Below are 19,118 nucleotides of genomic sequence, written 5' to 3'. Positions count from 1 at the left end.
GTATGAATCCAGGAATTGTTAGTGTTGCCGATTTTCTGCCGATCGTATTGATCGGTGTCATCGTCATTGCGGTGGCGGTGCTTCTTACATTCATTCCCGTCGCCCTGTGGATCAGTGCCCTGGCGGCTGGGGTCAAAGTCAGCATCTTCACCTTGATCGGCATGCGTTTGCGGCGGGTCGTGCCGAGCAAGGTCATCAGCCCGCTGATCAAGGCCTACAAGGCGGGGGTCAATGTCAACATCAACCAATTGGAATCCCACTACTTGGCCGGCGGGAATGTGGACCGTGTGGTGAACGCTTTGATTGCGGCCCAGCGCGCGGAAATCGACCTCGGCTTTGAACGTGGGGCGGCCATCGACTTGGCAGGCCGTGATGTGCTGCAAGCCGTGCAGATGAGCGTCAACCCCAAAGTGATCGAGACGCCTTTCATCGCAGGGATTGCCATGGACGGGATCGAAGTGAAGGCAAAAGCGAAAATCACCGTACGCGCGAACATCGAACGGCTGGTAGGGGGTGCGGGGGAAGAGACCGTAATCGCCCGTGTGGGGGAAGGGGTCGTAAGCACCATCGGCAGCTCCAAATCCCACAAGCAGGTGTTGGAAAATCCGGATTCGATTTCGCACAACGTCCTGAACCGTGGCCTGGATGCGGGAACGGCCTTTGAGATCCTTTCCATCGACATCGCCGATGTGGACATCGGAAAGAACATCGGTGCGATCCTGCAGACGGACCAGGCGGAGGCGGACAAGAGCATCGCCCAGGCGAAAGCGGAAGAACGGCGCGCCATGGCCGTCGCACTGGAACAGGAAATGGTTGCCCGTGTGCAGGAAATGCGCGCGAAAGTGGTGGAGGCGGAAGCGGAAGTGCCGAAGGCCCTGGCGGAAGCGTTGCGTTCCGGGAAAATGGGTGTCATGGACTACATGAACTATCGCAATATCGGTGCGGATACGGAAATGCGTGGTGCGATCGGCAGGATCACGGAACGCGATGCGGACAATGAATAAGCCTCTTGGGAAGGGAGTGGGAAAATGGAAGACTTTCTAGTCCTGGCGCTCACCTTTCTTCTGGTGGTCGGATCCGGCATCCTAAAGAACCGTTCGGCAAAAAGGGAATCCACGGTTTCCGATGCCGGGAAGAAGCCCCTGCCGGATCCGGCAGGGGCCCGGGCAACAACAGAAAAGGTGGCGGTGGAAGCGGACTGGCGGACCAACCGGACCGATGCCCAGGCCAGGGAGACCCCGAGAAGGCCGGACCGGAAACAAGCGGCGCCAGCGGCGAAAAAAGTCCGGTCCTCCAAGCCTGCATTGAAAATGCGGCTGGATAAAAGCGGCTTGCGTCAAAGCATCCTTATGGCGGAGGTGTTGGGGCCGCCCCGGGGAAAGCGTTCCCATGCGCAATCCAAGCGGTAGCCTGCCGGCATGGAAAAGAAGTTTGAATCTACCGGACCTCCTTGGCGACATGCCGCAAGTGGAGGTCCTTTTTCAACGAGACCAGTCGGACGGCCAGGGTGATGCCGAAGCAGATGTAGAGGGCGGCCCTGGGAGGCAGGAATTCCATGGACAGGAGGTAGGCGATGACCCCGATGAAGGAGGCCACGGCATAGATCTCCTTTTGGAAGACGTAGGGGATTTCCTTGGCGAACACGTCCCGGAGGGTGCCGCCGCCGGTGCCGGTGAGGATTGCCAGGGTGATGACCACATAGGGCTGATCGAAGCCGTGGTCCAGGACGTACTTGGCCCCGCTGGCGGTGAAGGCGGCCAGACCGAAGGCGTCGAAGATCTGCAGGACCTTGGACAGGCGGCTGATCTGGTTGTAAAAAAGGATGGCCACAACGGCGGCCAGCAGGCTCAGCAGGGCGTAGAAGGGGTTGGCCAGGGACACGGGGAATTCGTTGATCAGGATGTCCCTGACGATGCCGCCGCCGGTGGCGGTGATCAGAGCGAAGATGGCGATGCCGTAGTAGTCCAGGTCCTTTTGGACAGCCAGGATGGCCCCCGACATGCCGAAGGTGATGACGCCGATGATTTCGATGATGGAAATGATCTCCATGATTGACCCTACCCTTTCCGGTGCCTTGGATGGATGCGGCACCGGCTTCATTATACAACGCTCCCGGCTCATGGGGCAAGGGGTGCAAAGAAAGGAAGGAGCTATGTCCCTATGGACCGTCTGATATTTCATGTTGATGTGAACAGCGCCTATCTTTCGTGGGAGGCTGCACGGCGTGTGGCCGAAGGAGGCGAGGACCTGCGGCTCATCCCTTCCGCCATCGGCGGGGACAGGGACAAGCGTACCGGGGTCATATTGGCCAAGTCCATCCCTGCCAAGGAACTGGACATAAGGACGGGGGAGCCGGTTGCGATGGCGCTGCAAAAATGCCCCGACCTGTTCCTGGCCAGGCCGGATTTTTGCCTGTATGAAAAGAGCTCGGAAGCCTTCATGGACATATGCCGGAAATACGCGCCGGTCGTCGAGAAGTATTCCATCGACGAATGCTTTTTGGACATGAGCGGTACGGGGCATCTCTACCCCGACCCCCTGGAAACCGCCACAAGGATCAAGGATGAAATCCGGGATTTGCTGGGCTTTACGGTCAACATCGGCATCGGCCCGAACAAGCTGCTGGCAAAGATGGCAGGCGACTTCGAGAAGCCGGACAAGGTGCATACCCTTTTTGCGGAAGAGGTTGTTGCGAAGCTTTGGCCGCTGCCCGTAGGGGAGCTGTTCACCGTCGGCCGGGCCACGGCGGAGCGGCTGGAAAAGGGCCGCATCTTCACCATCGGCGACCTGGCCAAGGCGGACCTTCGGCGTGTCCAGGCGCTGGCCGGCATGAAGCTTGGGCAGCAGATCCATGCCTATGCCAACGGGGTCGACAACACCCCCGTCCTGTCCGAGGCCGAGGACGCGAAAGGGTACAGCATCTCCACCACGCTGGAAGAGGACGTGGAAACGGCCGAACAGGGGTGCAGGGTGCTGCTCGCTCTGGCCGACAGCGTGGCGTCAAGGATGCGGGCGGACGGTGCGAAGGCCTTCCGGGTCTTGGTTGCGATCCGGGGGAACGACTTCAAGAACAGGTCGCACCAAAGGAAGCTGGCCGAGCCGACGGACGTCACCGATGAGATTTACGCCGTCTCCAAGAGGCTCTTCGCCGAACTGTGGGACAAGAGGACCCCCCTGCGGCTGCTGGGGATCTCCCTGACCGACGTCACCCGGGAGGGGCATGTGCAGCAATCCCTTTTTCCGGACGAGAACAGGGAAAGGGCGAGGAAGCTGGACAAGGCGGTCGACAGGATCCGCAGCAGGTTCGGTTCGGACACCATTGTCCGGGGCTCCGCGCTGCAATCCAATGAGGAGGTCGGCAAGAAATACAAGGCCCAGATGGACAGCAGGGGCAGTGAGGCACACGGCAAACAAGAAAGGAAAGAATGAGATGAATCCTACAGGTCCATTCAAAAGAATCGATTACCATATCCATAGCGAACATTCACCGGACGGCTTCGAGAGCCTTGCGGCAATCTGCAGAGCGGCTGAAGAAAAGGGGTTCCATGAGATCGCAATTACCGATCATGTCGATTTCTATCGGGGGGAGCCTCCCAGGGAAAAGTATGGCCAGGAGTATGTCCGGAAGTATGTCGAGAAGGTGGAACGGTTCAAGGAGACCTATGAAGGCCCCGTCGCAATGCGCCTGGGTGTCGAATTGGGACAGCCCCACGAAGACCTTGAAGGGATGAAGCGCATATTGGACCAGGGCCCGTTCGATTTCGTCATCGCCTCGCTGCATGGCGTGGATGACATCGATTACTCGGAACGCAGATATGATGCCTCGAACATCGATGCATTGACCAGACGGTATTTCGAGAGCATGTACGGGATGGTCGCCAAGGCGGACTATGATGTCGTCGGTCATATGGACTACATAAGACGCTACATATGGAGAAGCGGCCAGGATGTGGATGTGATGAAGTATGAACCTGAAATCAGGGATGTCCTCAAGGAAATCATCCGACGGGGCAAAGGCATTGAAATCAACGGATCGGCAGGGGGCCAAAGGGAAAAGGCCACCTTCCCGTGCAAGGAGATAGTCCGGCTTTTTGTGGAGCTTGGAGGTTCGAAGATCACCTTCGGCTCGGATGCCCATCGTGCCATCCATATCGGCAACGGTTTTGAAACGGCACGGGAGATTGCGGAAGAACTGGGATTGAAGGGGTTTGCCAGATACGAAAAAAGAAGGTGCTTAAGTGGAGTCGGTGGACAAGCCGAACCGGGAGGGGATGACACGTATGGGCGATATTGAATCGATGGTCCGCAACCACAGCCTGTGCGTCCTGTGCACCGAGGGAGGCGGAAAACCCTACGCCTCCCTGATGACCTATCTGCCTGGAGACGCCCCGTGGGTCCTGTACATGGTGGCCACCAGGAATTCCAGGAAGTATAGGAACCTCCTGGAAAACCCCAACGTGAGCGTGCTGATCGACACCCGGCAGGATGTGGCGGAGGCTCCCGGCGGGGACATCCAGTCGGCGACCATGGAGGGGACCTTCAAGGCGACGGAAACGGAAGAGGAACGGAAGCTGAAGGAACGGTTTGCGGTCTCCCATCCCGAACTGGGGGACATCCTCCAGGAATCCGGGTGTGTCGTGTTCCAGGTGCGGCTGGATTCCTATCTATTGCTGCGGGGGCCTGTGCATCAGGAAAGGGGAAGCTTTCCGTGACCGACGACCGCATGCTTCCATGCCCCCGTATGGGTCAGGCCATAGGCGATGGCTGCGGCGACGATGTTGCTCACGGCGATGCCGTACCAGATGCCCTTGATTCCCAGCGTGGGCGATCCGGCCAGAAGGACGATGAGGGGCATCCGGATCGCCCACAGCCTGCCGGCCTCCAGGAACATGCTGTAGCGGGTGTGGCCGGAACCGTTGAACAGGCCGATGGAGCAGTTGAAGAAGCTGATGCTCCAGGTGGTGGAGGCCAGCGCCTTCAGATAGAAGGAGCCGGCTTCCACCACCTCCGGGGTGTCGGAGAAGATGCCCACCAGCTCCCGGGAGAAGAACCACAAGGCGGAAGAGGTGAGCGCGAGAAAAGCAAGGGCCAGCCCGATGGAGGTCAGGAAGGCCTTTTTCACCCTGGGGATGTTCGCGGCCCCCAGGTTCTGCCCCGCGACGGTGGAAAGGGCGGCTCCGATGCCGACTGCAGGCATGAAGGCCAGCCCGTTCAGCCGGTTGCCGATGCCCAAGGCGGTCACGGCCACATCCCCGTAGGAGGCGACGACGCTGAAAAGGACGATGAACCCCAGGGCGACCCCGGAATTCCCTAGGGACGAAGGCACCCCGATGCGGATCAGGTCCAGCATCTTCTCCCTGTGGATGGAGAGGCTCTGGGGACGGATCCGGATGCCCTTCTTGCTCCAACCCATGTGGTAAACGCCGTACAAGGCGAAGGGGACCTTGGAGAGCACCGTGGCGATGGCGGCGCCTTCCATACCCAGCCCGAAGGTGAAGATGAACAGGGGGTCCAGGAGGATGTTGAGCAGGGCGCTTGTGCCGTTGACGATGGTGGGGGTGACCGTGTCGCCCTGGGCCTGGTTCACCGCAAGGAAGATGTTCATCAGGAACAGGAATGGCATCTCCAGGAAGAGTATCTTCAGATACCCCACGCCGGCGTCGTAGAGCTGGGGCGATGCGTTCATCAGCTTCAGGATCGAGGGCGAAAGGAACCATCCCAGGAGGCTTGAGACGACACCGAAAAGGACGCCGAACACGTAGAGCTGCTGGGCGGTCTCTTTGGCATCCCCGTGCTTGCCAGCGCCGATGTACTGGGAGATGATGGCGCCGCCTGCGATGGAGATGCCCATCGCGACGGACAGGGTGAAAAAGGAGACGGGCCAGACGAAATTGATGGCGCCCACCTGGATATCGCCGAGCCGGGAGACCCAATAGGCGTCGCCCAGGTTGTAGAGCGTGCCGATCAGGTTGTTCAGCATGATGGGGAAAGCGAGCAGGAGGATGGCCTTATGGAGGGGGCCGCTTAGAATCTGGGGGTTTTTCATAGGAAGCACCTTTCAATGATCGGTTGTCAAGCCAATGCGCACTTGGGGTCTGTCCCCAAGTGCGCATCATGTGGTCTCCCGCAGGATCAGTTCATAGGGGATTTTCCGGTTCTTCTTCTCGGGGGCTTTCCGGTCCATGAGGTCGATGAACAGCCTTGCACCCTCTTTTCCCAAGGTCATCATCTTCTGGTCAACGGTGGAAATTCCCGGATGGACAAGTTTCGAGATTTCCATGTTGCTGTAGCCGAAGAGGGAAATCTCGTCCGGCACATGGATCCCCTTTTCCAGGAGCGTCTTCAGCACACTGGCGGCGATCATGTCGGAGGAGGCGAATATCGAAAAGGGGACGCCGGGATTCCTGGATAGGATCTCATTTACGGCGGCCCTGCCGCTTTCATAGTTGTAGTTGCAGGGGATGACCAGGGACTCGTCGAATGCGTAACCCTTCTCCAGGAGCTTCTCCTTGAATGCCTTGTACTTGTAATGGGTTGTCCTCCAGGTGACGTCCCCAAGGAAATAGACCGTTTTGGGGTTCTTTGACAGAAGATGGTCCATGACTTCCAGGGAGGCCTGCTTCTCATCGATGTAGACGGAATAGAGCTTGTTGCTGCCCCGGATCTTGCTGTTGACCAGGACCACGGGATATCTTTCCGAGAGCTCCGCAAGGTAGGCGCTGTTGTCGTCAACGGTGGGGCGGCTGCCCACGATGATGAACCCCTCCACGTTCTTGCGGGTCAGATTTTCGATCTCCACGCGCTCCTTCACCGGGTTGTTCTCGATGCTGGACAATATGAAGCTGAACCCCTGTTCCTGGCAAATCCCATCGATCCCCTTCACGACCGTCGTGAAGAAGGGGTTCATGATGTCGTTGATGATGACGGCGATGGTTTTCATGCTTTTGTTGTTCAGCCCCCGGGCAAATGGGTTGGGGTTGTAGTCCTTTTCCTCCATAAGCTTCAGGATCTTTGCGCGCGTCCGGTCTTTCACCGGGCCGCTGTTGTTGATGACCCTGGACACGGTGGTGGAAGAGACGCCGGCATCCCGCGCAAGGTCGTGTATGGTATACGCCATGGTTATTGTCCTTTCGTGATCAGTCTGCACATCAGCCTTATTATAGTACAAAACCGGGGAAATTGCTTCAATGAATTTACAACCGACTTCATGCCGAAGAAAATATGTAACTAGTTACATATTTGTTCTTTACAAACCTTGTGGGATGTGTCATAATGTACTTGCAATCAAACACGCGATTGTTCCATTATACACAAAAGTGTAACTAGTTACATAATTTAAGGAGGATGCAAAATGAAAAAGATCTTATCCATTGCCCTGATGGCAATCCTGGCGCTGTCCGTTGCCGGCTGTGGTCAAAAAACCGATACGGGAACAGGAAGCGAAGCCGAAGCGGTGACAATGAAGCTTGCGCACAACCTGAGTGAAACACATACGGTCCATCTGGCCCTGCAGGATTTTGCGGACCGCGTCAAGGAAAAGACAGGTGGCGAAGTGGAGATCCAAATCTTCCCCAACGGCCAATTGGGATCCGAGACGGAAGTGTTGGAGCAGCTCCAGGCGGGCGCGGTGGATTTCACCAAGGTTTCCGCTACGGCACTGAGTGTCTATGATGCCGGTTACGATGCGTTCTCCCTGCCATACATCTTCAGGGACCAGGACCACTACTACAAGAGCATGGAAGCGGACGTCGTCCAGGACCTGTACGAAAGAACCAGCGACAAGGGATTCCTTGGGCTTACCTTCTACACCTCGGGAGCCAGGTCCTTCTATACGATCGACAGACCCATCCTGACACCTGCAGACCTGCGGGGGCTTAAAGTCCGGGTCATGGGCTTCAAATCCCAGACGGACCTGATGAGCGCGCTTGGTGGGACCGCCGTGGGCATGCCCTATGGGGACATCTACACTTCGCTGCAGTCGGGCATCATCGACGGCGCCGAAAGCAACGAAACGGCCCTGACCACAGGCAAGCACGGAGAAGTCGCCAAGGTCTTCAGCCTCGATGAGCACACCATGATCCCGGACATCCTTGTGATGAGCGCGGCGTCCTGGGGCAAGCTTACAGAGGAGCAGCAGGCGCTTGTGAAAGAGGCCGCAGTGGAATCCACAGAGTACCACAAACCCCTGTGGGACGAGGCGATCGAACAGGCGGTTGTGGAAGCCAAGGCGATGGGCGTGGAATTCCATGAAGTGGACAAGGCCCCGTTTGTGGAAGCCACAAAAGACATGGTGGAAAGCTACAAGAACGAATTCCCGGAGATCAAAGTCCTTCTGGATGGATTTGACCAGGTGAATTAGCATCCGCACCCATAAGGAGAACTCAATTTGAAAACAATGAAGATTTTCTTGAACAGACTTCTCTCCTATCTGGTATCCCTGCTGTTCCTGACGATGACCTTTCTCGTCCTATGGCAGGTGTTCACCAGATACGTATTGGGAAATCCCAGCATGTTCACGGAAGAGCTCGTCCTGATCATCCTTGTCTGGACGGCGTATCTGGGAGCAGCATATGCCTTCGGGAAAAGGGAGCACATGAGCCTGGTATTCCTGAAGGAGCGCATGACAGGGACCAGAAGGAAAATCGTGATGGTGGTCATCGACGCCAGCATAATCGCCTTTTCCCTTTTGATTCTGATATACGGTGGGTATATGATCAGCGAAAGTGTGTTTGCGGTCAAGACCCCCATCCTTGGATTCTCCAGGGGGATGATCTACATCGCCACGACCGTGTCGGGGGTGATCATCACCCTGCTGCAGGTCATCAATATCGTGGAAGACATACAAGAAGAAGAGGAAGCGGAGGTGAAGGGCTGATGGATGTGACGGTACTGGTTCTTGTAGTTGTTTTTGCGGTGCTGCTGTTCATCGGAGTCCCCATCTCCGTAAGCATCGGGATCGCCTCCATCGTGACGGCCCTCACCGTCATGCCCTTCGAGACTGCTGTATATACAATGACCCAAAAGATGGTGACGGGAATCAGCAGCTTCTCCCTTCTGGCGGTACCGCTGTTCGTGCTGTCCGGAAACATCATGAACAACGGCGGCATCGCGAAAAGGCTCGTGAATTTCGCGAAAGTGATCGGTGGACGCATTCCGGGATCCCTGGCCCATGCGAACATCATCGGCAACATGTTTTTCGGTTCCCTCAGCGGATCCGCCGTGGCGTCGGCTGCGGCGATCGGCGGGACGATGGAGCCCCTCATGCGGGAGGACGGGTACGACCCGGCGTTCTCCACCGCGGTGAATGTGGCCTCCGCCCCCACGGGAATGCTGATTCCCCCCAGTGGCGTCCTGATCCTGTACTCGCTGGTCACCGGAGGGGTGTCCATATCGGCGCTCTTCATCGCGGGTTACATCCCGGGATTCTTGATGGGGCTGGGGTCCATGATCGTTGCGTTCATCTATGCCAAGAAGAAGAAATACCCGCTGACGGAAAAGACGACCATGTCCTATAAAGTCAAGACATTCCTGGAGGCGGTGCCCAGTCTGCTGCTGATCTTCATCGTCATCGGCGGGATTGTCGGCGGGGCGTTCACAGCCACGGAAGGCGCTGCCATTGCCGTCGTCTACCCGTTGATCCTGAGTGCGGTCTACAAAAGCATAACGCTGCAAGACATCAAGATCATCGTCCTCAGGACGGCCTCGACGACAGGGGTGATCCTTTTCCTGGTGGCGGCGTCCTCGGCGATGTCCTGGATCATGGCCTATACCGGCATTCCAGGGGCGATCAGCAATGCGATCCTTTCGGTTTCCGACAATCCCATCGTCATCATGATCATCATCAACATCACCCTGCTGATCGTGGGGACCTTCATGGACTTGACGCCGGCCGTGCTGATTTTCACACCCATTTTCTTCCCGATTGCAATGGAACTCGGGTACCATCCGGTACACTTCGGAATCATCCTCGTGTTCAACCTGTGCATCGGCATCATGACACCGCCGGTGGGCAGCGTGCTCTTTGTGGCCTGCGGCATCACAAAAGTGTCCATCGAGAAGGTTGTAAAGCCGCTCATGCCGTTTTTCCTTGTGCTGATTGCGACACTTTTCCTGATCACCTTTGTTCCCTGGTTCAGCCTGGTGCTGCCGACCCTCTTCAAGCTGATATGATAATGGAGCTGTGCAATGATAGACAATGCGTATAATTTTCGTTTCGACAATAGAGAAGGCAGCCTGATCCGTCTGAAATCAGAAACGGGTAGCGCCTGTTTTGAAATCATGGTGCTGGAACAGGACCTGGTGCGCGTCAGGATGTATGAAGGCGCACCGAAAGCGGACCGCACCTTCATGATTGCGCCAGGCATGGATGACATCCCCTATGCGGGAAGGAGCAACATGGACCTGACACCGTTTGCGTGTCCGGAATTCGAACTTGCAGTGGAGGAAGGACGGATCGTCCTGCGCACCGAGGAAATCGAACTCCATGTGCAGCTGGCTGGAATCCAGCTGACGTGGATCAACCGTAAAAATGGGGAAGTGTTCCTTCAGGACCGCAAGACACAAAGCTATTCGTTCAACCGGGCGTTGGGCGAAGGGGTCTTCCATTACATCGAAAGGTCCTATGACGAGGCGTATTTCGGCCTTGGGGAGAAGGCGGGCGATACCAACCGGTATGGCAAGAGCTACAGGATGATGAACTTGGACCCCATGGGGTATGACGCGGAAACGACAGATCCCCTGTACAAGCACATCCCTTTCTACATCGTCAAGAAGTTCGGCCAGGGAAGCACCTACGGCATCCTATACGACAACCTGTCCGACAGCACCTTCGACATGGGCAAGGAAATGGACAACTACCACGGGCAATACCGCTACTATCAAGCCAAGGGCGGCGACCTGGACTATTATGTGATGCTTGGGGAAGGCATCATGGATGTCACAAAAACCGTCTCCCACCTGACGGGAAAGACAATCCTGCCTCCCAAATGGACCCTGGGGTATTCGGGTTCGACGATGCACTATACGGATTCTCCGGAGGCGGAGAAGCTCCTGCTGAGCTTCGTCAGCCAGTGCAGGGAGCACGACATCCCCTGCAGCTCCTTCCAGCTTTCTTCCGGATACACCAGCATCGGCAACAAACGCTATGTGTTCAACTGGAACAACGAGAAGTTCCCGGATCCCAAAAGGGTTTCGGATGCGTTCCGGGAAAACGGAATGGAACTTTGCGCCAACATCAAGCCGGCGCTCCTGAAGGACCACCCGATGTACGGGGAGCTGAAGGAGAAGGGGCTGTTCGTCAAGAACCGCAGCGGGGAGAGCGAGGAGCTGGTCCAGTTCTGGGACGATACCGGCGCCTATGTGGACTTCACCAACAAGGAGACCTTCGACTGGTGGAAAAGGGAAGTCCGGGAGAAGATTCTGGAATATGGGATCCTCTCCACATGGAACGACAACAACGAGTTCGAGATCTGGGATGAGGAAGCGGTGGTCGACTGGTTCGGAGAGAAGCGGTCCGTCCGCGACATCAAGCCGGTGCTGACACTTCTGATGATGAAAGCGTCCTACGAAGCGCAAAAGGAATTCCTGCCGGACCAGCGCCCCTATCTGATCTCGCGTTCCGGAACCCTGGGGATGCAGAAGTACGTCCAGACATGGTCGGGGGACAACAGGACATCCTACAAGACGATCCGCTACAACACGAAAATGGGCATCGGCCTGAGCCTTTCCGGCGTCTACAACATCGGCCACGATGTGGGAGGGTTCTCGGGCAACAAACCCACGGAGGAAATGTTCGTCCGCTGGATCCAGAACGGCATCTTCCATCCCAGGTTCACCATCCATTCCTGGAACGACGACGGTACGGTCAACGAGCCCTGGATGTATCCTGAAGTGCTGCCGATCGTCCGGAAACTGATCAAACAAAGGTATGCGCTGATCCCCCACCTTTATGACCTGCTGTACAAGGCCCATGCCCATTATGAGCCCATCATCCGTTCCACCTTCATGAACTACGAATCAGATGAGAAAACCTTCGAGGAAAACGACGACTTCATGGTCGGGGATTCCCTGCTTGTGGCGACGGTCATGGACGAAGGCGTCAGGGAGCGTAGCGTCTACCTGCCGAAAGAGGACAGGGGCTGGTATGACATGAATACCGGACTGCACTATGCCGGCGGACAGACGGTGACGGTGCCTGCGCCCCTGGACGAAGTCCCTGTAATGGTAAGGGGCGGAGCGGTGATACCCATGAACACGGGGGACATCACTTTCGACACGAAAGACAAGGATGCCCGGACCTTCCTGGTCTATCCGGTCAAAGGCACCGGCACCACGGAATGCTGGATCTATGAAGACGACGGGATCAGCATGGACTATGAGAAGGACCTCTTCAAAAAGATCCGGTTCACTGTCGAGACCACACCGGAAGAGATCCGAGTGGACATCAAGGCCGAAGGGGACTACAAGCTGCCCTACGACACGTTCAGCGTCGAATTCCCCAAGCAGGAGCTGCGGGAAATCGCCATCAACGGACAAAGACAGGAAAAGAGCCTCAGCAAAAGATACCAAACCTCCTTATGAAAATAGACGATACCAAAAGGCACAGCTTCCGCTGTGCCTTTTGGTATGGAAGGGGGGATAGACATTTTTTGCAATCAAATCCCCAGTTGGTGTATGCTTCACGATTGTACCAACTCGCGGATGTTTAGCCGGTAATCCGGAATATGGGGATTGCGTAGTAGCGTATCTTCTGGAATCCGCCGGGCAAGACATGCGTGAGGAACCGGCGGATGAACTCTTCGTGTGACAAGGTCACGGTCTTCTTTTGGCCCGTTTTGTAATCGTTCGCCCAGAAGGAGACCTGCGAATCACCGACAGAGACGATCCTGGCGTTGCTGATGGAGGTCCGGTAGGTGGAGCGCCCCAGATAATCGATGGCGTTGCCAAATCCATTGAAGGTTTCCTTGATGTAGGGGATCCAGGTCTTCCCGTAGAGGTTGTTCCTGAATCCACTCCATTCATGGGAATTCCTGAGCCGGTCGAAGGAGGAGGGGAACCGCAACTTGTTGCCTGAATGAAGCTTTTGGAGCTGCTCCATAAACTTGCCGCGGAACACTTTGCCCAACACCCTGACGGGAATGAAAAAGTTGCGGCTGCTTTTTTGCAGGCGCATGGTTTGGGTCAGGCCGGCTCCGGTGACGATGCAATGGATGTGGGGATGGAAGTTCATCTCCTGTCCCCATGTGTGCAGCACCTGGATGATGCCTGGGGTGGCGCCCAGATATTTCTTGTCCGCAGAAAGGTCCAGCAAAGTCCTTGAGGCGCAATGATGCATCAGTCCATAAAGAAGGGACTGGTTGACATAGACCAAGGGATTGAGTTCAGCGGGCAAGGTAAAGACGACATGAAAGTAGGGAGCGTCGATGACCTCCGCCTTACGGGCGTCGATCCAGAGCTCCTTGAGGATGCCCTGGCAACAGGGGCAGTTGCGGTTGCGGCAGGAATTGCTGTGGGTCTCCAGGTGTCCGCAGTCGATACAACGGGAAAAGTTGTAGCCGAGCCTGCCGGATTTGCAGTTCATGATGGAGAGAGGGGCCTTCTGCTGGACGGTGGAGGGATTGAACTGCCGGGCATACTCCGGATAGGAAGCGTTGAAGACCTCTTGAATCTTGTGCATGTCAGAAGCCCTCCAGCGTATCGAAAGGGCTGACAGCCTTGCCGATGCCGCCATTGGCCAGCTGGACATAAATCGTGGTCGAATTCAGGGATTTATGGCCAAGCAGGGCTTTGATGGTCAAAAGGTCGGTGCCGCTTTCGTAAAGGTGGGTGCCGAAGGCGTGGCGGAAGGAATGGCAGGTGAGCCGGTGCTTCCAGCCCAAGCGGACCTCGTGGGCATGGATGTGGCGGGAGAGGTAGGACGGTCTGATCGGCTTGTCCAGTCTTGATTTTTGGGGGAACAGGTAGCTGCCGGGCCTGCCGCAGGAGCGCCAGCAGTCTTCCAGCAGGGACAGGGCCTTGGGGGACAGGATGGCATAGCGGTCGGAGCGGTTCTTGCTGCGGGCGACATGGATGCACATGCTCTTGCGGTCGATGTCGGAGCATTTGAGGTGGCAGACCTCACCGATGCGCAGACCGGCAGAATAAATGAGCGAGACCATGGCTTTAGGCTTCAGGTCGGGAATGGATGAAATGAAGACCTGTGTCTCCTGTTTTGTAGGGACAAAGGGAAGGTAGGAATCGAATTTGCGGGAAGGAAGCTGGTACGGGTCCCAAGGCTTATGGAGAACGTAGAGGGTGAAAAACCGCAGCTGGGAAATGCAGGTATTGACCGTGCGGTCGGCCAGAGAACGCCTTGCCTGGATGAAAAGGACGAAATCCCGCAACTCCTGCCAGGTCACATCCTCGGGTTGCTTGCCCAGGATGTTTTCCAGGTAGTCGAGGTAAGCGCGGATGTAAGTGGCATAGGATTTGAGGGTGTGGTCAGTCAGGCCACGAAGGGAAACCATCTGCTTGTAAGAATCAAGATAATGTTGCATAGCAATCCTCCTAAATCATGCAATGGATGAAAGGCAAAAGTAGACAAACATTGCATAGGAGGGCCACGGACAAGAGAAAAGATGAATATGTAGTTGTCGAGTTGGGAATCACATAGTATAATACGCATAGTAGTAGGCTGTTTTTGTCTGTGTGTGTTGTTTTGGGTGAGAGCTTAACAATATAACACATATTCAAAAACAGCTACTATTTTTTGTTCTCAAAAAAAATAGCTGCGGGAAAGACTGAAGGTTTGAGAAACAATGTACCTTGCCTAGCCATCGCGCCAGCGATTTGGTACAATGAAGGGCAGCACAACCGTTCCAAAGCGGTTGAAGAGGAAGGAGAGGACCTATCCGATGTTCAGGGAAATGAGAAGATGCAAGCAACTGCTGTCGGCGGAAGACACCGCGGCGGTCATGGAAAGATGCACGAATGGCGTCCTGGCGTGCCTGGGGGACGGGGAGTATCCCTATGCCGTCCCGCTCAGTTATGCCTATTCCAACGGAAGGGTGTATTTCCACTCTGCGAAAGCGGGCCACAAGATCGACGCCATTCTGAAGAACCCCAAGGTGTCCTTCGCGGTGGTTGATGAGGATACGGTCGTGAGCAAGGAATACATCACCTATTTTCGCAGCGTAATCGCCTTCGGCAGGGCGAGGGTCGTGGAAGGGGAGGAGCGGTCGGAAGCCTTCGGGGCCCTGGTGGAAAAGTATTCCAAAGACCAGCCGGAAGAAGCCAAAAGAAGGGCGATAGCCGGATGCACCCAATCCCATATCATCGCCATCGACATCGAGAACATGACCGGCAAGGAAGCCATTGAACATGTCAACGCAAAAAGAGTCCAAGAAAAGTGACACATAGAGGTGGAGAGAATGGAGATCAGGCAAGAGGAACTGGAAGCGCTGCTGCAACAAATGACGGCGTATGAAAAGATGTACGATCAGACAAGGCTGGTCGACCCGTTGGGCAACAAGGTGCTGCATGTGGTGGGTGAAAATGAAAACAGCCGGGAGCATGTGGAAGCGGCCGAACCCTGCTACGGCGTATGGGGAAAAAGCGAGGCTTGCAGGAACTGCATTTCCATGCGGGCCTACAATGAAGGGGACACCATCATCAAAATCGAGTCCTCCCCCAGCGAAATCATCATGGTCACGGCCATGCCCGTGAAGATCGGGGGAAGGACCCTTGTGGTGGAGTTGCTGAAGAACGTCACAAAAAGCATGGTTCTGGATGGCGTGCAGATGACGGACAACATGGAAATCAAGAAATTGCTCGAGCAGGCCAATGCCGCTGCGGTCACGGACGAGCTGACCCGGGTCTACAACAAACGGTACATCCTGGAGAAACTGCCTGTCGAAATCGCGCTGGCTCGGGTTGAGGGTCGTCCGCTTTCCCTGCTGATGGCAGACATAGACCACTTCAAGGAAATCAACGACACCTGCGGCCATCTGGCTGGGGACCACATCCTGCGGGAATTCGCTTCGATCCTGAAGGGGGCCATAAGACAGGAAAGGGATTGGGTCGCCCGGTTCGGCGGAGAGGAGTTCCTGCTCTGCCTGTCCCATACCGAGGAGGACGCGGCCAGGGCCATCGCCGAAAGGATGCGAAAATCCGTTGAAGATGCCATTTTTTCCTATGGGGGGGAACAAATCAGGCTGACCGCAAGCTTCGGACTCTACACCGTGAAAAACGGGGAGGTCCAGGATTATGAAACGCTGGTCCGGCATGTGGACGGCAAATTGTATGAAGCCAAGAAGGGCGGAAGGAACAGGGTGGTAGGATGAGGAAGGAATGGAAAAGACTGATTGCTTTGCTGCTGCTCCTGCCAGTGCTGCTCTTGGCGCCGGTCCTGTCGACCGGCTGCAGCCGGGGAGACGATGGCATAAGGGTCGGGATGCTGCTGACGGACTTCACCAACCACAGCCAGACGCTGGTGATGGAGGGGGCCCAGCGGGCCGTTGCGGCCATGGCGGCTCGGGGGGAAGAAGTGGAAGTCCTGTACTACAATGCGGAGCAGGACCAGAACAAGCAGCTGGAACAGGCGGAAAACCTGGTGGTCCAGGGGGTGGACGTGGTTTGTGTGATGGTGGTGGACCAGGAGGCCTCCAGGCCCATGGTCGACATGCTGCATGCGGAGGGCATCCCCCTGGTGGCCCTGGGGGTCCCCTTCGCAGACCCTTCCCGGGCGGACTGTTATGTGGGAGGGATGGAAACCGAGGCGGGGGCCCTGGCCATGGAAGCCGCGGCCGATGCCCTGGGCGGCGCCGGAGGTGTGGTGGTGCTGGACGGACGGTATGGCCAGGACCGGCAACGGCGGATCCGGGAAGGCATGGACCGGGTGCTGGAAGCCAACCCCGGGCTGGAGCTTCTGGGGGACGGATCGGGGGACTGGTCCCGGGAGGATGCCCTACGGATGATGGAGAACTGGCTGCAGTCTGACATCGGCGGCCGGATCGATGCGGTGGTGGCCGCAAACGACCAGATGGCGATCGGGGCCCTGGGAGCCATAAAGGAATTGGGGCTGGAAGGGCGCATCCTGGTGGGAGGCATCGGTGGGACTCCGGAAGCAAGGGAGCTCCTGGAACAGGGGACATTGGCCTTCACCGTCGACCAGGACGGTGCAAAACTGGGGGAGAAGGCGGTTGAAGCCGCCGTGCGGTTGGCTTCCGGGGAACAGGTCGAACCGGAGGTCCGCATCCCGTACCGGCTGCTGGATTCGAGCGACGCGGCAGACTAGGGTAGCAACAGCATAATGAGCAGGCAGGAAGGCCCCGATTGGGGCCTTTTGCCATTGGTTTCGGGCGAGTGCCCTTTTGCCGGGGATATCCATTATCCATCCCGGTTGCCATTGTGCAGAAAGCATCAAATTGAAAAGAACAACAGGTGCCATTTGTATATCATAAACAAAGACTTTGGCCTCCAATTATTATAGACTATACGTGGGGGGTGGATATGGTAGGGTTGATGAAAAAGATACCGGCGGCCATGATGATCGGGGCGATTGCCGCAACAGCGGTTTTGGATCTGACGGTATTCCCCATGGAGTTGCCGGCATGGTTTCTGACAATGATCAAGATTTTGGCAGGCACCTACATTGGGCACCGGTTCACCTACCAAACGGTGCTGGAGCTCAAGAAATATTTGAAGGTCAGCGTCTTTGCCATCGTCTGGTTTCTTGCAACGACCTTTGTGCTTGGAGGCGTTATAAGCGTGACCAGCGGGGAGAGCCTGACGACCGCCCTGTTCGCATCGACTCCCGGGGGAATCAGTGATGTCATATTCATCGCCAATGATTTGGGAGGCGAGATGACGGCAATCACAATCTTCCAGATCGCCAGGTTGTTCAGCGTGTACATGATTTACCCGCCCATGGTCCGGTATTTCGCAGCGAGGGCGAAGGGAAGGAAAACCGATGGTGTGGGGGCTCCCGTTGCCGTAGGGGTTCCGGCAGGACAAAAGGACCAAAGCGTAGGGGGTACGCTGTTGATCGCCGCCTTGTTGGGGCTGGTGTTTGAACAGCTGGCCATACCTGCAGGAGCCATGTTGGGAGCCATGTTGGGAAGCGCGCTCTACAATGAAACACGTGGTGCCCGGCTGCCGAAAAACACAAAATATCTGGTCCAGATAGGTGCGGGCATTACGGTCGGGAACAAACTCAATGTCGAGATACTGGGAGGCTTCAGCAATCTGCTGCTGCCCATCGGGGGATTGGTTGTCGGACTGTTCGTGTTCACCCTGGTGCTGGCGTGGCTGATCAACAGGATGAGCGACATCGATTTCGTCACCGCTTTGATGGCTGTGACCCCAGGAGGGATCCAGGAGGTTGCGGTCATCGCAGAGGATGCGGGCTGCGACATCGCAACGGTCATGCTCATCCATACGGTAAGGCTCATGGCGGTTGTGATGGTCTTTCCTACAATCATCTTTTATGTAGTGTCTATGCTGACACAATGAGCAAGAAGACATCGGCATGTTACTAAGCTGAAAATATGTTTATGGATTGGAGATCCCGTTATGGAAAAGATGACTGCAAGAATGCTCCTGCCGGTTGCCACACTGCTCATTGGAGCAACATGGCTGTGGCTTGGAATCTACGAATACGGATTTTGGTTGAAGGGGCCGGGCGGTGGATTTTTCCCCGCGATTGTCGGAGGACTGATGATCCTGGCCAGTGTCGTATCCTTGTTTCAGGAAATGAACAAAAAGGGATTCGGGTACAAATGGGTGACGGCGCTGCCGCTGGCCGCATGCGTTTTGATCCTGGTTTTTTCCCAGGTGTTCGGCATGCTTGTTTCCGTTTTCGTCTACCTGATCGGATGGCTGAAGCTGTTTGAAAAGTATTCCTGGAAGAGCACGATCGCCGTATCTGCAGGAACGATGGCGTTCATTTATGGGGCGTTTGTGAAATGGCTTCAGATTCCGTTCCCCAAAGGCCTGGTTTTCCAATTGCTGCAGTAAAGACTTGTGGTAATAAGTCAATATGAAGTTTTATAATTATTTTACGTATTTTCTTAAAGAAGGCAACACTTAACAAACCCAATTGGATTAGTTGTTTGAAAGGATATGCGCATCGATCATTTCGT

The 19,118-nt window shown here is 56.1% G+C and carries 19 protein-coding genes; 14 read left to right on the top strand and 5 right to left on the bottom strand.

From position 1 onward, the window contains the following. Positions 1 to 2 precede the first annotated feature (2 nt). Positions 3 to 1,004 (top strand): flotillin-like protein FloA, encoded by a 1,002-nt coding sequence (gene floA / locus GXN74_RS07175; RefSeq protein WP_162370253.1) that lies wholly within the window; start codon positions 3 to 5, stop codon positions 1,002 to 1,004. Positions 1,005 to 1,028: 24 nt separating this feature from the next. Continuing rightward, positions 1,029 to 1,409, top strand: coding sequence for a hypothetical protein (locus GXN74_RS07170; RefSeq protein ID WP_162370252.1), 381 nt, complete (start codon positions 1,029 to 1,031; stop codon positions 1,407 to 1,409). Positions 1,410 to 1,437: 28 nt separating this feature from the next. Here the strand turns inward: GXN74_RS07170 and GXN74_RS07165 are convergent, their stop codons facing one another. Beyond that, positions 1,438 to 2,049, bottom strand: coding sequence for a trimeric intracellular cation channel family protein (locus GXN74_RS07165; RefSeq protein WP_162370251.1), 612 nt, complete (start codon positions 2,047 to 2,049; stop codon positions 1,438 to 1,440). Between the two features lie 111 nt (positions 2,050 to 2,160). Here GXN74_RS07165 and GXN74_RS07160 point away from each other — a divergent pair, with 111 nt between their 5' ends. From GXN74_RS07160 to GXN74_RS07150, 3 genes are read left to right on the top strand one after another with little or no spacing between them, the layout of a single operon-like run. Beyond that, complete coding sequence (locus tag GXN74_RS07160) at positions 2,161 to 3,429, top strand: DNA polymerase Y family protein (RefSeq protein ID WP_162370250.1); 1,269 nt, start codon at positions 2,161 to 2,163, stop codon at positions 3,427 to 3,429. A gap of 1 nt (position 3,430) precedes the next feature. Beyond that, positions 3,431 to 4,294: a histidinol-phosphatase HisJ family protein gene (locus GXN74_RS07155; protein WP_162370249.1), complete on the top strand. Its 864-nt coding sequence runs from the start codon at positions 3,431 to 3,433 to the stop codon at positions 4,292 to 4,294. Then, positions 4,281 to 4,712 carry a pyridoxamine 5'-phosphate oxidase family protein gene (locus GXN74_RS07150; RefSeq protein ID WP_162370248.1) on the top strand — a complete coding sequence of 144 codons (432 nt, stop codon included), beginning with the start codon at positions 4,281 to 4,283 and terminating at the stop codon, positions 4,710 to 4,712. Before GXN74_RS07155 ends, GXN74_RS07150 begins: the two co-directional genes overlap by 14 nt. Here GXN74_RS07150 and GXN74_RS07145 read toward each other — a convergent pair. Both GXN74_RS07145 and GXN74_RS07140 read right to left on the bottom strand, forming a co-directional pair. Then, positions 4,688 to 6,046 carry an MATE family efflux transporter gene (locus GXN74_RS07145; RefSeq protein WP_162370247.1) on the bottom strand — a complete coding sequence of 453 codons (1,359 nt, stop codon included), beginning with the start codon at positions 6,044 to 6,046 and terminating at the stop codon, positions 4,688 to 4,690. The two genes, GXN74_RS07150 and GXN74_RS07145, sit on opposite strands and share 25 nt — an antisense overlap. 66 nt (positions 6,047 to 6,112) lie before the next feature. Next, positions 6,113 to 7,117, bottom strand: a complete 1,005-nt coding sequence (locus tag GXN74_RS07140; protein WP_162370246.1) for a LacI family DNA-binding transcriptional regulator — start codon at positions 7,115 to 7,117, stop codon at positions 6,113 to 6,115. A 234-nt stretch (positions 7,118 to 7,351) separates the two neighbouring features. On the opposite strand from GXN74_RS07140, the gene dctP reads away from it, so the two are divergent. Genes dctP through GXN74_RS07120 form a run of 4 tightly spaced genes read left to right on the top strand, consistent with a single transcriptional unit; the run spans position 7,352 to position 12,579 of the window. Further along, the gene (gene dctP / locus GXN74_RS07135; RefSeq protein ID WP_162370245.1) at positions 7,352 to 8,359 is read left to right on the top strand and encodes a TRAP transporter substrate-binding protein; all 1,008 of its coding nucleotides are present in this window, start codon (positions 7,352 to 7,354) and stop codon (positions 8,357 to 8,359) included. Positions 8,360 to 8,395: 36 nt separating this feature from the next. Further along, positions 8,396 to 8,875: a TRAP transporter small permease gene (locus tag GXN74_RS07130; protein ID WP_246208636.1), complete on the top strand. Its 480-nt coding sequence runs from the start codon at positions 8,396 to 8,398 to the stop codon at positions 8,873 to 8,875. Further along, positions 8,875 to 10,170 carry a TRAP transporter large permease gene (locus GXN74_RS07125; RefSeq protein WP_162370243.1) on the top strand — a complete coding sequence of 432 codons (1,296 nt, stop codon included), beginning with the start codon at positions 8,875 to 8,877 and terminating at the stop codon, positions 10,168 to 10,170. Before GXN74_RS07130 ends, GXN74_RS07125 begins: the two co-directional genes overlap by 1 nt. Positions 10,171 to 10,185: 15 nt before the next feature. After that, on the top strand, positions 10,186 to 12,579 hold the full coding sequence (locus GXN74_RS07120; RefSeq protein WP_162370242.1) for a glycoside hydrolase family 31 protein: 2,394 nt from the start codon (positions 10,186 to 10,188) through the stop codon (positions 12,577 to 12,579). Between the two features lie 124 nt (positions 12,580 to 12,703). Here the strand turns inward: GXN74_RS07120 and GXN74_RS07115 are convergent, their stop codons facing one another. Beyond that, the gene (locus tag GXN74_RS07115; protein WP_162370241.1) at positions 12,704 to 13,675 is read right to left on the bottom strand and encodes an IS91 family transposase; all 972 of its coding nucleotides are present in this window, start codon (positions 13,673 to 13,675) and stop codon (positions 12,704 to 12,706) included. Position 13,676: 1 nt separating this feature from the next. Further along, positions 13,677 to 14,534, bottom strand: a complete 858-nt coding sequence (locus GXN74_RS07110) for a tyrosine-type recombinase/integrase (RefSeq protein WP_162370240.1) — start codon at positions 14,532 to 14,534, stop codon at positions 13,677 to 13,679. 357 nt (positions 14,535 to 14,891) lie between these two features. Here GXN74_RS07110 and GXN74_RS07105 point away from each other — a divergent pair, with 357 nt between their 5' ends. From GXN74_RS07105 to GXN74_RS07085, 5 genes are all read left to right on the top strand, one after another. Beyond that, complete coding sequence (locus tag GXN74_RS07105) at positions 14,892 to 15,389, top strand: pyridoxamine 5'-phosphate oxidase family protein (protein WP_162370239.1); 498 nt, start codon at positions 14,892 to 14,894, stop codon at positions 15,387 to 15,389. 18 nt (positions 15,390 to 15,407) lie between these two features. Continuing rightward, a complete protein-coding gene (locus GXN74_RS07100; RefSeq protein WP_162370238.1) occupies positions 15,408 to 16,319 on the top strand; it encodes a GGDEF domain-containing protein in 912 nt (303 codons plus the stop codon). After that, positions 16,316 to 17,272, top strand: coding sequence for a substrate-binding domain-containing protein (locus tag GXN74_RS07095; RefSeq protein ID WP_162370237.1), 957 nt, complete (start codon positions 16,316 to 16,318; stop codon positions 17,270 to 17,272). The genes GXN74_RS07100 and GXN74_RS07095 overlap by 4 nt, the downstream gene beginning before the upstream one ends. A gap of 215 nt (positions 17,273 to 17,487) precedes the next feature. After that, positions 17,488 to 18,489, top strand: coding sequence for an AbrB family transcriptional regulator (locus tag GXN74_RS07090; RefSeq protein ID WP_162370236.1), 1,002 nt, complete (start codon positions 17,488 to 17,490; stop codon positions 18,487 to 18,489). A gap of 60 nt (positions 18,490 to 18,549) precedes the next feature. Next, entirely contained in the window at positions 18,550 to 18,993 is a 444-nt protein-coding gene (locus tag GXN74_RS07085) for a tripartite tricarboxylate transporter TctB family protein (RefSeq protein WP_162370235.1), read from the top strand. The last annotated feature ends 125 nt before the right edge of the window (positions 18,994 to 19,118 follow it).

The organism is Anaerotalea alkaliphila (genome assembly GCF_010179735.1).
Taxonomy (GTDB): Bacteria; Bacillota; Clostridia; order Lachnospirales; family Vallitaleaceae; genus Anaerotalea; species Anaerotalea alkaliphila.
This window is presented reverse-complemented; position numbering and strand designations above follow the sequence as displayed.